Genomic DNA, 13008 nt, shown 5'->3' on the forward strand with positions numbered 1-13008 from the left:
TTCATATTCAATCAATTCAGATTTCTAAAAATTAAGCACTTGTTAATTTCTTATGCAGTTTTGCGCCAAGTTTACGCGCACTGAAATTAAACAAAAGTACAACTATAATCAAAACAGCTGAAGCGCCAGCAGATACAGCAGATACATCTGGCATAATGCCTTCAGAATTAATTTTCCAAATATGAACAGCTAAAGTTTCAGCTGGACGCATTGGGCTTAGCGGACTAGATATATTGAATGGATTCCAGTCTGAAAAATTAAGTGCTGGTGCTGATTGACCAGCTGTATAAATTAAGGCAGCGGCTTCTCCAAATACGCGACCAGCAGATAAAACAACTCCTGTTATAATTGAAGGCACTGCTGCTGGTAAAATAACATGAATAACCGTTTCCCATCTTGATAAACCAAGTGCAGATCCAGCTTCACGTTGTAAATTAGGGATTTGCGCTAAACTTGTCTCAATTGATCGTGTGAGTAGCGGTAAGTTAAATAAAGTCAATGCAATGGCACCAGATAAAATTGAAAAACCTAAATGTAGCTTAACAACAAACAACAGAAAACCAAACAACCCCACAACAACTGATGGTAAAGAACTCAAAATTTCAATTGCTGTACGCACAATTGTTGTAATCGGTCCTTTTTTAGCGTACTCGTTCAAGTAAATTGCGGCACCCAAAGCAATTGGAAAACTAATCAACATAGCTAAAATAAGTAAATAAAACGAATTAAATAACTGTATACCAATACCACCACCTGCTTCGAAGGCTTTAGCAGGCGTGGTTAAAAAATGCCACGATAGATGAGGTAATCCACGTACTAAAATGAAAGACAACATGGCAATTAAGATCAAAGCGACTGTACCAGAAATAGCATAAATCACACCAGTTGCTAGTTTATCAGCAGTTTTTGCATTCATTATTTCATTTCTCCTTTACGACCAATGGCACGTACAATCAAATTAAAGATTAATGACATCAACAATAAGATCATAGCCAATGTCCACAAAACGTCATTTTGCAAAGAGCCCATGACAGTATTACCAATACCCATAGTTAATACTGATGTTAATGTTGATGCCGGTGAAATCAAATCATTTGGCATCAAAGCTGCATTACCGATAACCATCTGTACAGCTAGTGCTTCACCAAAGGCACGTGCCATGCCAAACACAATAGCTGTCAGTATACCTGGTGTTGCTGCTCTCAGCACTACTTTGTAAATCATTTGCCAACGAGTTGCGCCAATAGCTAGCGCAGATTCTCGATAATGGCGCGGCACAGACTTCAATGTATCAACAGTCATCGAAGTAATTGTTGGTAAAATCATAACAAACAAAACAATCGTACCTGATAAAATACCAAATCCAGAACCACCAAATAAATGACGAATGAACGGTACAACAACTGTCAAGCCAATGAATCCATAAACAACTGACGGAATACCAACTAATAATTCAATCACTGGTTGCATCAATTTGGCACCTTTTTTTTGGGCAATTTCAGTCATAAACAATGACGTACCAATAGCAAATGGTGTTGCAACAATGGCAGCTAAAAAAGTAACCAAAAATGACCCTAATATCATTGGCAGTGCACCAATGTATGGTTGTTTTGTTTGTGGATTAACAACGGACGGATTCCATGTTGTGCCAAATAAAAAATCTTTAACACTCACACCATCACGAACAAAGGTTGATAAACCTCTGCTCATAACAAAAGCAAAAATTGAGACAACAACAATGACAATCAAGGCTAAAGCAGCTAAACTAATAGCTCGTCCCATCGAATCTTTTTTTGTTGATTCAGATTTTTGCATCAACTTTTTTGTAATATTATCCATTTTTTCTCCAAAATGTTTAAGTCATTAAACTCTATTTTATATTCTATAAAATATGGCATAGCCATAGATAAGTTTATTAAGTATGCAATGACTTATTTTTTGACAAGCTCACCAGTGGCACTACGTTCGACATTCATATCATGAATGGAAATATAGCCCAACTTTGGAACTAATGTACGTTGAATATTATCAGAGGTTAGATATGCTAAAAATTTTGCAACGTGTCGAGTAGGTTGACCCTTTGTGTAAATATGCTCATATGACCAAATACCATATTGACCATTAGCAACATTTTTGTTATTTGGTTCAACACCATTCACAGAAGGTACTAGTACGCTTTTGTCGATATAACCAAAAGCAGCATATGAGATAGCTCCTGGTGTCGTGGACACAATTGAACGTACCATTCCTGATGAATCTTGTTCTTGTGCTTCAGTACTCTTAGCACCTTGTAGTCCCCATTTTTCAAAAGTAGCCCTTGTACCAGAACCAGTTGCACGATTGATAATCACAATATTTTGATTTCTCCCGCCAACTTGATTCCAATTAGTTACTTTCCCAGTAAAAATTGATTTTAACTGTGCTGTGGTCAAATTTTTGACACCATTATCTTTGTTTAGCAATGGTGTAATTCCTACAACAGCTACGCGATGATCAACTAAAGACTTAGCATCAATACCTTCTTTTTCCTCCGCGAAAACATCAGAATTACCAAGATCAACAGCGCCTTGCGATACTTGGCTCAATCCTGTACCGGTACCGCCACCTTGCACATTAACAAATGTGCCGACATTAGTTTTAGCGTATTCCTCACCAGCTGCTTCAACAAATGGTTGAAGTGCTGTAGAGCCAACAGCAGTAATTGATGTACCACTTGACCCCTGATCACGTGTTGCATAAGCGGTTCCAAGCGCCGCAACAATACCCACCGCAACAACTGTAGCTACAATTGTTGCGCGATGCGATTTCGACATTATGATGCCTCCCAAGATTAAACTACTACCCTTTTATTATCTTAAAGTTATGTAAATGTAAAAGCATGGTTTTGTAAAGGTTGTGTAAAGACTATTTTTATAGCGGTAATTTGATAACTATCGTTGTCCCCACAGCTACTTGAGAGTTAACATTGATTTCACCGTGGTGTTTCGAAACAAGTTCATTGACAATTGCTAAACCTAACCCAGTACCACTAGCGATATGCCTTTGTCGTGATTCATCACCACGATAAAAGCGTTCAAAAATACGCGACTGTTGCTGCTTTGGAATGCCAATACCTGTATCCTTAACTTCCAATTGCCAATAACTATCATGTTGGTACGCTGAAACCGTAACACTACCATTTAACACATTATATTTAATGGCATTCCCGATCAAGTTCTGCAAAATCGTTTGCAAATCATGTTTGAAACCATAAATCGTAAAGTCCTGTGGTACATTATTTATAAAGGTCACGTTCTTAGAGGCAGCTATAGTTTTCATATGTTGCCATTGGTCTGTGACAATAGTATGAACAGCTAATGATACCTGCTTATCATCGCTATTCTGGTATGATCGTGATATGGATAAAATATCATTAACTAACAATGCTAACCGGCTGGTTTCATCGGCCACAATTTTTAAAAACTGTGCACGTACCGTCGGATCCTCACCTGCCTTACCCTGCAAGGTCTCTACAAACCCAGTAATAGCTGTCAATGGTGTTTTCAATTCATGAGAAGCATTTGCCAAAAAGTCTGATTGCATACGCTCGATTTGTAAAACTGAGGTAAGATCATATAAAATCACCATCACCTCGGCATATTGTGAATCATTTTTGTGATAAAGTGTACTTGCTTCAAATTGTTTAGTTTCACCATTAATTTGTAAATTTAAAACAGACCGTTGATTCTTTTGTGCATTGAATGTCTGATTAATTAATTCTGACAAAGTAAATTGCTGTATGACTAAACTTTCTGTAACTGGCGTTTGGCGTAATTCAACACCTAATAAGTCTGCTGCCGTTTGATTAAATACATCAACAACGTGTTGACGGTTAACATTAATCACACCAACCGGTAGACTCGCTAGTAATGATTGATAATTATTAATATCACGTCTAGCTGAGAGTTGTTCGTCGCGAATATAACTTTGCAGTGCATTGAACTGTCGAATAACATCATAGTAGGGTAGATTGGGTTCGGTCAATACGATACGTGGTGAATCCCCTTTAATCGTTAAAGCCATTCGCTGTTGCATCACTCTTAATTCTTTTTTTTGATAATACACCCATAAATCAGCTACCCAAACAACACCCGTAGTGCTAATCAATATCATAAAAAAAAGTGCAAGTAACTGTTGACCACTAAATAACATGACATGATTAACTAATACTAAACAAACAATATTTATTACTAAAAACGATATAAATTTAAGTATCACTGTTTTCATAACATTACTCCAATACATCTATCATAACAAAAAAGCCGTCTAAATCGACGGCTTTAGTCCTAATTAAGGTTACTTTTCACTCACATTGCCCTTAGCATCACGTGTCACTTGCATATCAGTTAAACCGATATAACCTAACTTGGGCACAATTGATTTTTGAACTTCTTTTGTCATAAAATAATTCAAGAATTCTTTGGTTGCACCTTTGGGTTCTCCTTTAGTATACATATGTTCATAGGCCCATATTGGCCAAGTGTTATCTTCAACATTTTTCTTTTCTGGTAGTACCTTATCAATATTCAACGCCTTGATACCTGAGGTATCAAGATAAGCAAAAGCCAGATATGAGATTGATCCCGGTGTTGTAGCAATAATTTTTTGAACCGTGCCATTTGAATCTTGTTCGGTAGCCTGGACGGCTTTTTGATTGTCTAGAATATTCTTCTCAAAGACTGCACGCGTTCCTGAACCAGTAGCACGATTAACTACCACAATTTTTTGATCTTTACCGCCGACTTTTTGCCAGTTCGTAATTTTACCCGTAAATATATCACGTAGTTGAGCTTTCGTCAGGTTTGATACTTGTACATCAGAATTAACAACAGGTGCAATACCAACAACCGCAACCTTATGATCCATCAATTTAGAAGCATCTACACCTTCTTTTTCTTCAGCAAAAACATCAGAATTACCAATTTGAGCTGAACCATCAGATACTTGACTTAATCCAGCACCTGATCCACCACCCTGTACGGTAATTGTGACTCCTGGATTCTTATCTTGAAAAGATTTACTAACTTGCTCAGCCAATGGTTGTAACGCAGTAGATCCTAGTGCCAACACTTTCCCACCGACACTCGCACCACTAGACGTTGAATCACCTGCTTTTTTAGCATTTTGGTTTGCACCAGAACTAGTATACAATATCATTCCTGCCGCAATCACAACAAGACCGCCAATAATGCCAACAACTTTTTTGTTCATAACGCATTCTCCCTTTTTATATCGCAGAAGTCTATATGATGTAAACAAGGTTTGTAGTAGCAGTTCTTGGTAACCGTTCCTTGTTTACAATTTATATACTACACACGCTATGTAAGAGAAAGCTTCATAAAACGGTCACTATTGTGTAAATAGATGTAAATGTGTCTTTACAAATCTACACAACCATCGTATAGCCAAAGCCACGTACAGTTTTGAGTAACTTTGGTGTCTTTGGATTACGCTCAATCTTTTCCCGTAAATTACTGATATGCATGTCAACCATGCGGCTTTCACCAGTGAATTCATAACCCCATACTGCTGTCAAAATTGTCTCACGATCAATCACACGTCCTAGCCGTTGGGCAAAATACAATAATAACTCATATTCTCGAGGTGTCAAAGTTAAGATCACACCATCTTTAGTCACTACTTTTTTACTATCATCAATCGTTAAATTTTGAATCTCAATCACATCAAGCTGTGTCGCATTCTGCTGTTTTGTTTGCTGCGAACGGCGTAACACGGCTTTTAGTCGGGCAATAACTTCACGTGGACTAAAAGGTTTGGTAATATAATCATCTGCACCTAATTCTAAACCAAAAATACGATCAAATTCATCACCCTTAGCTGTAATCAGAATTACTGGTGTGCTAATTTTATCTTGCCGTAAATTTTTTAATACTGTCATGCCATCCATCACTGGTAGCATCAAATCTAATAGAATAGCATCAAATGCCTGTTTAGAAGCAAGTTCGTAGGCTTGATCACCTGTTTCGGCTAAAGTGACGTCAAATCCATTTTGCTCTAGATTATACTTTAACAACGTTGCAATCGCTAATTCATCATCCACCACTAAAATACTTGTCATGACATGTATACACTTTAACGTATTAAAGTGCCATCCTCCATTTGTTTTCTTAATTGCATTGTAACAAAAAAAGGAGAAATGCCCTAGCACTTCTCCTTACCTTTACAGGATTTATACAATTGGTTCGTCAGTCAAATCATCATTATTCCCCAAATCCAATGTATCTGGTTCATCCACTGATTCTTCTGTTTCTGGTGCGACTTCAGTTGTACTACCATCACCGATACCAAAAATATCACGTACTTTAGCATAAATTTCTTGACGCATCTCGGCATTTTCAGGACTATCCAAAAATTCCTTCGCCTTTTCACGTCCTTGCCCTATTTTGACATCATCATAATAGTAGAATGCCCCAGCTTTACGGATAATTTCTGTATCAGCACCTAAATCAAGAATTTCCCCAGTTTGTGAAATTCCTTTTCCGTACATAATATCGACTTCAGCAACTTTAAATGGTGGTGCTACCTTATTTTTAACAACTTTGACCTTAGTTAAGTTTCCTGTAACATCTGTACCATCTTTAATTTGTGTTGATCGACGTACTTCTAAACGAATCGTTGAATAAAACTTTAGCGCACGACCACCAGGTGTTGTTTCAGGATTACCAAACATCACCCCAATCTTTTCACGGATTTGGTTAATAAAGATAGCAATCGTTCCTGTACGATTTAATGTACCGGCTAATTTACGTAACGCTTGACTCATTAAACGAGCTTGTAATCCGACATGGGCATCACCCATCTCGCCTTCAATTTCAGCCCTAGGCACCAATGCTGCAACTGAATCAATAACGATAATATCAACTGCTCCAGATTGTACCAAAGCATCGGCAATTTCCAATCCTTGTTCACCAGTATCTGGCTGTGATAACAATAATTCATCTTTATGAATGCCCAATGCTTCAGCATATTTAACATCTAAAGCGTTTTCAGCATCAATATACGCTGCTGTGCCACCAGCTTTTTGTACTTCAGCGACAGCATGCAATGCCAGTGTCGTTTTACCTGATGATTCTGGTCCATATATCTCAATAATACGACCCTTTGGATAACCACCAACACCAAGTGCAACATCTAATTTAACTGATCCTGATGGGTAAGTGTCCACTTGCGTTGTTGCGTTTTCACCCAACAACATCACAGACCCTTTCCCAAAGTTTTTTTCGATTTTCTTCAGTGCCTCATCAAGTGCTGCTTTGCGACCCTTAGCTTGGTTTTCTTTGTCTTCTTTTTTAGTCGTTTTTTTCGTTACCATTTGCGGCTAACTCCTTTTATCTTACTCAATCAGTTTACCTGTTTCTACTATAAAAAGCAAGCATTTATCGAACAATTGTTCGCACTACTTGCTCTCTGTATAGATGATACGAAAAATCAACGCAAGACACTTTTACATCCCATCAGAAAAAACATCGCGATTCTTCCAAAAATAATCAAGACCTGAATAAACAGTAAAAATAACAGCAATCCAAATTAAAATATGACCAATTGGCAAATGAATAGCAGCAAATGGCATATCTTTTAAGTACAAGAAAAAGATAGCAAACATTTGTGAAAATGTTTTAATTTTACCAGGCATTTGTGCTGCAAGTACTTTACCATTATTTTCAACAATAAGTGTACGAAGACCAGTAACGGCTAATTCTCGAATAATAATTACTGCAGTCATCCAAGCAGATACAACGTTAAAGCTGGTTAGAAAAATTAAGGCAGTCATCACTAACAGCTTATCTGCTAAAGGATCTGCAAATTTACCAAAATTAGTCACTAAATGTTGGCGCCGAGCAATTTGCCCGTCTAAAAAATCAGTAATTGAAGCAATGGCAAATACAATCGCCGCTATAATCCAATTCACAGGAATTGCCTCACCAGAAAAAAGGAGTGTAGCCCAATTATGTGGTACAGATAATACTAAAATAAAAACGGGTATTAAAACGATACGAAAAACTGTTAATTTATTAGGTAGATTCATTCTTTTTTTCTCACTTATCTAAGTTAAAAAGCACATTCCAAAACGGGGTTGCCGTGTCAAGTACGGTGACCTTTTGCCCATCAAATGTCATTGTTGCATTAACCACATTGGTAAATTGAACATTGACTGCTTCACTATCTGCCGGAATACTAATTGTTTGATCAGTTGTAACATTTTCATCTAATAAGACATTTGCGCCAACACTAACCTTAACATTAGTCCCTGTACCTCTTGCTGTAATTTTAACAGTGTGTTTTTTGCTTTCTTGACCTGATAGATTATAAATTGTAGTTTGTAATGCTGCATTTTGTTCTGGGGTTCCTAAATCTAATTTAGTGGCTGCCTTCTTCGCTGGTTTACGAGATGATGATGCACTAGAGGAGGATTCGCGTGCAGAAGACGAACTTGGCACAGTCGACGTCGATACTGATACATTGTCAGTATCGTTACTCGAATTTTGACTACCAATACCTATGTGCGTTAAAACAAACCAAATCATGATCAATACCACAACGACTAAAATGCCTAGCCAAATTGTGGGCATCATACCTGATATTCGCGACTTCGCGGTTTGACGATGATCAATTCCTGCACGCACAATCCCATCATTATCACGATGCGCACGACTCAAATCATGACTTCGAGAAATAGATTCAGGTGCTACTTCACCAAGTAAATCTTCGGGATTCAAACCTACAGCTAGTGCATATTGACGAATAAAGGCACGCACGTAAAAATCTCCCGGCAAAATGCTGAGATTATTATTTTCAATAGCATCCAGATAACGTACTTGTATTTTAGTCGTTGCTTGGATATCATCTAATGTTAAATTTTGATTCAGCCGAGCAGCTTTTAGCTGTTCCCCAATTTGATTTATTAAAGTTTCGTTCATGATTTTCCTATTATTATTTTTTCAAAATAAAACGTTTTAAAGTCGCATTTTGGTATATTTTTTTAGCGCTCTCTAATATATCATTATACGTTAACTCTTGTAATAACATCACTTTATCAAACAAATTCGTACCAAATAATGTATCATCCCCACGTAAAGCAATACTTTCTAGAGAATTAAGACGTTGAATACCTTCTCCCAATGTCGCGCGACGTAAGGCTTCAAATGTCTCTTCTTGGCGTGACAATACATCTTCATAGCTAGCCATTTGATTTGAAATTGCTTTCGTTAATAGCTCATACTCAGTTGTTTCAGAGAAAAAACTAACAAATTGATAACCATGAAGTAAATCAAAAGAGGTTGTAAATTCCGTATCAATGATACCTTTATTATACAGGTTTTGGTACCAGTCTGTCTGCTCTCCAAATAACATATCAGCTAGAATGTCAGTTGCTAAAATGAACTTCGTGGCTTCTGAACCAGTTAATTGCGTACCTTCTAACCGAATACCTAAAGCAATCTTGGGTCGAGATACATCAAATGATTGAATGACTTCTTTTTTTCTAGACACAGTAATTGGCGCTTCAAAACGTGTCACGGCAACATTTTCAAATTGTTTACTCTCTTGATTAGCCCGAATGACTGACAATGCCTCAACTGGGTCAAAACAACCAACTAATTGTAAAGTCAACTGATTTGGTTGATAAAATGCTCGATGAATACTATAAAGCAGTTGGGGCGTGATTTTTGAAATTGATTGCTTCGTACCAGCAATATCCTCAGCCAACGGCGAATCAGGATACAATAGTTGCAACAAACCCATATACACTGCCCAATTCGCATCATCATCATACATTTGAATTTCTTGACCAATAATCCCTTGCTCTTTAGCAATTGTTTGGTCACTAAAATACGGTGTCTGCACAAAATCTAATAAATGTGTCACAGCTAATTTCAAATTTTGTGTTGTCGAGAACAAATAACTCGTCTGGAAAGCATTAGTAAATGCATTCGCATCTGCTCCCAACTCGCCAAAACGTGTAAAAGCATCACTATGCTCTTTTTCAAAAAGTTTATGCTCTAAAAAATGTGCCGTACCAGCAGGTACCGTGATGGGTGCTTCGTCATTAATTTGAAATTGACGATCCAAGGAGCCAAATGGCGTAGTAATAACAGCAAATGTTTTGTGATAATTTCGTTTTGGTATCATGATCACTTTCAACCCATTAGCTAGTGTTTCAGTAATCACTTTTTCTTTAAATTGTTTATAATTTTTTTCTATCATATTAACCTTTGGGCAGCAATATAAACCGGCTTTGCAGCGTTAATTGTTGAGCGAGTTCAGCAACTTGAACAGGTGTAACAGCAGAAACCTCAGCTACCCATTGTGCTACTGGGGTTTCACGTTGTGTTAGCAAACGTGAAAATACAAGTTCAATTTCACTTGCTGGTGAGTCTTGTTGGCTGAGATAATCATTAATCAGACTCGTTTTAATCGCTGCTAATGTTTCTTCACTAAAATTGCCATTTTGAATATCTGCAATTTGTTCTGCAATCATGCTTTCTGTTTGAGCAATTTTAGCTTTATCCAATCCAGCAGCTACCGTAATAAAACCAGTATCATTTTGCCAGCGTGAATAAATACTATAAGCCAATGACTCTTTCTCACGTACGTTGGTAAATAACTTTGATAAGGGTGAGCCACCGAACAAGGTATTGAAAACCAAGGCGACAAAACGTCTAGGATCGTCAGGTGATAAGTTCAAGTGATAACCTAAAGTTAAAATGGCTTGGTTAATATCTGGTTGTTTTTCAGATAATTCATCCACTGAAGTATGAACCGGTTGCCGATAAAATGGCTTCAATTGACGTGGTTCACGTTGCTTAAGCGGCCAATATTCTAACTCTGACAATACTTGCATTTCATCAATATCGCCGAAAACGATAATGTTCATTGTATCATGGTTAATCATATCCTGATATGCATCGTATACATCGCTAGCAGTTAATTTCGCAACATCTGCTACAACACCTGATGATAATACCCGCATCTCAGGCGTGGTATAAGTTAACTGACGCAGCTTAGTCACAGCGTAGCGTCGCTTATCATCCATTAAACTTGACAATTCATTAACCAAACTCTGTCGCTCTTTTTCAAAAGTTTCTTGATCAAATTGTGCCCCATCAGCTAATGGATTGAAAATCATTTCTCTTAAAAATGAAAAAGCATCATGGAGTAAATACGATGTATTTTCAAGATAAACCGGTGCAGGTAACTGCATACTATATCTCACATGATGTGTTTGTCCAAAGCGCATAACATCAGTTTCATACTGTGCACCATATAAATCAATCGTCTTTTGCGCAACAGCTTGTTGATTTCGATAAATTTTAGAGCTCACTGCAGTTAAATAAGATAATAAAGAACGCGAAGATACACTATCTGTCTGCAACGGCGCTGCAAAATCAACTGCAATGTGCAATGTTTTAAATTGTGTTGTTGGCAGAACGACAAGGTTCACGCCAGATTTAAGTTGTATTTTTTTCATAAAATTGGTGAGAATAGACGACTAAATTTTTGTAAACAAGTCATCCAAAATGATTGCCTTTCGAAATCTTCAATTGTTAATAATGTAGCGTGTTGCATATCGTTCTCAAATAAATTTTCTAATTGTACAGCAATATCTGGGTCATAAATAAATGCATTTGCTTCAAAATTCAAAGCAAATGAGCGAATATCCATGTTAGCTGAACCAACGGTACTAATTTCATGGTCAATTATGACAACTTTACTATGTAAAAATCCACCATCATATCGATAAACTTCCGCTCCGAGTTCGATTAATTCTCTAGCATAATATTGTGTTGCTCGATAGACAAGCGGATGATCCGGTTTGTTTGGGATTGCTAGTCTGACGCGTACACCTGACATAATAGCCATTTGTAAGGTTTCTAGAATAGCTGCATCTGGTATGAAGTATGGTGTTTCAATTGTAATTTCTTCGCGTGCAGAAGCGAACATGCGCATAAAACCTTGTTTAATTTGCTTTAAATCATTATCAGGTCCACTTGAAACAATTTGAACCATTGCACGACCAGGTAATTCTGTAATTTCTGGAAAATAATCAACTGTTTGAGTGAGTAATTCTTGAGCTGGTGCAGTAGCATTCCAATCCATTAAAAAACGGCTCTGTAATGATAGTACGGCGTCACCGTGAATCCGAATATGTGTATCACGCCAATGACCAAATTTTTTAAACTTGCTTAAATATTGGTCTCCAACGTTGAAACCACCAATATAACCCACATTACCATCAATAATAGCTATTTTACGGTGATTTCGAAAGTTAAATCGTATAGTCAATAATTGAAAATGGCGCATTAAAAATGGTTCTGCCACACCACCAGCATCACGTAATCTTTTATACATGTCATGATGTTGACCACGCGAGCCATATTGATCAAAAATCACACGTACTTCAACACCTTGACCAGCTTTTTGTGTTAATAAATCAACGAGTTGATTGCCAATCTCATCATCATAAATTGTAAAATATTCTAAATGGATGTGGCTAGTAGCTTTTTTAATGTCGTCAAATAGTGCTGCAAATTTATCTTTACCATTACTGTAAATATTAATTTCATTACCACGTGTTAGGACTGCATCATCTGATGTTAGAAATAAATTCACTAGTTCAGATGCTGAATCAGGAATTGGTAATAACTGTTCAATTGCTTCTAATTGCTGACGCTGATTTTCTGCAATTTGTTCTAACCCACGTTGTTCTTGTGTGCGTAAACGAAAGATTTTTTTATTAGATATGCGGCTACCCACCAGAAAGAAAATAAAGAAGCCTACAACAGGCATCAATATTAACACTAACAACCATGCCCAAATTGTTGCAATATCACGTTTTTGACTGAAAACAGCAATTATAGCAACAGCTGTATTACCTAACAAAATAAGCCATAAAACGATTAGAACGGAATTTTCTAGCATGTCACTCCCTATCTACTATTTTCATAATAC

General features: G+C 37.1%; 12 protein-coding genes. All 12 read right to left on the reverse strand.

Features of this window, described 5'->3' with window-relative positions; translation table 11 throughout:
* Positions 1 to 31: 31 nt before the first annotated feature.
* The 12 genes from pstA to cls all read right to left on the reverse strand — a co-directional run bounded on the left by pstA (position 32) and on the right by cls (position 12978).
* On the reverse strand, positions 32 to 916 hold the full coding sequence (gene pstA / locus FGL89_RS02325; protein WP_014974009.1) for a phosphate ABC transporter permease PstA: 885 nt from the start codon (positions 914 to 916) through the stop codon (positions 32 to 34).
* A complete protein-coding gene (pstC, locus tag FGL89_RS02330; protein WP_014974008.1) occupies positions 916 to 1839 on the reverse strand; it encodes a phosphate ABC transporter permease subunit PstC in 924 nt (307 codons plus the stop codon). Before pstC ends, pstA begins: the two co-directional genes overlap by 1 nt.
* Before the next feature lie 92 nt (positions 1840 to 1931).
* Positions 1932 to 2813: a phosphate ABC transporter substrate-binding protein PstS family protein gene (locus tag FGL89_RS02335; RefSeq protein WP_014974007.1), complete on the reverse strand. Its 882-nt coding sequence runs from the start codon at positions 2811 to 2813 to the stop codon at positions 1932 to 1934.
* A 97-nt stretch (positions 2814 to 2910) separates the two neighbouring features.
* Entirely contained in the window at positions 2911 to 4266 is a 1356-nt protein-coding gene (locus tag FGL89_RS02340; RefSeq protein WP_135197245.1) for a sensor histidine kinase, read from the reverse strand.
* A gap of 69 nt (positions 4267 to 4335) precedes the next feature.
* The gene (locus FGL89_RS02345) at positions 4336 to 5250 is read right to left on the reverse strand and encodes a phosphate ABC transporter substrate-binding protein (protein ID WP_014974004.1); all 915 of its coding nucleotides are present in this window, start codon (positions 5248 to 5250) and stop codon (positions 4336 to 4338) included.
* A 175-nt stretch (positions 5251 to 5425) separates the two neighbouring features.
* Positions 5426 to 6118: a response regulator transcription factor gene (locus tag FGL89_RS02350; RefSeq protein WP_014974003.1), complete on the reverse strand. Its 693-nt coding sequence runs from the start codon at positions 6116 to 6118 to the stop codon at positions 5426 to 5428.
* A 111-nt stretch (positions 6119 to 6229) separates the two neighbouring features.
* The gene (recA, locus tag FGL89_RS02355; protein ID WP_014974002.1) at positions 6230 to 7372 is read right to left on the reverse strand and encodes a recombinase RecA; all 1143 of its coding nucleotides are present in this window, start codon (positions 7370 to 7372) and stop codon (positions 6230 to 6232) included.
* A 132-nt stretch (positions 7373 to 7504) separates the two neighbouring features.
* A complete protein-coding gene (gene pgsA / locus FGL89_RS02360) occupies positions 7505 to 8086 on the reverse strand; it encodes a CDP-diacylglycerol--glycerol-3-phosphate 3-phosphatidyltransferase (protein WP_014974001.1) in 582 nt (193 codons plus the stop codon).
* Between the two features lie 10 nt (positions 8087 to 8096).
* Positions 8097 to 8978: a helix-turn-helix domain-containing protein gene (locus FGL89_RS02365; protein WP_014974000.1), complete on the reverse strand. Its 882-nt coding sequence runs from the start codon at positions 8976 to 8978 to the stop codon at positions 8097 to 8099.
* A gap of 13 nt (positions 8979 to 8991) precedes the next feature.
* Entirely contained in the window at positions 8992 to 10263 is a 1272-nt protein-coding gene (gene yfmH / locus FGL89_RS02370; protein ID WP_014973999.1) for an EF-P 5-aminopentanol modification-associated protein YfmH, read from the reverse strand.
* A gap of 1 nt (position 10264) precedes the next feature.
* Positions 10265 to 11527, reverse strand: a complete 1263-nt coding sequence (gene yfmF, locus FGL89_RS02375) for an EF-P 5-aminopentanol modification-associated protein YfmF (protein ID WP_014973998.1) — start codon at positions 11525 to 11527, stop codon at positions 10265 to 10267.
* A complete protein-coding gene (cls, locus tag FGL89_RS02380) occupies positions 11524 to 12978 on the reverse strand; it encodes a cardiolipin synthase (RefSeq protein WP_014973997.1) in 1455 nt (484 codons plus the stop codon). Before cls ends, yfmF begins: the two co-directional genes overlap by 4 nt.
* Positions 12979 to 13008: the final 30 nt, after the last annotated feature.

It is taken from the genome of Leuconostoc carnosum, assembly GCF_007954525.1.
Taxonomy (GTDB): domain Bacteria; phylum Bacillota; class Bacilli; order Lactobacillales; family Lactobacillaceae; genus Leuconostoc; species Leuconostoc carnosum.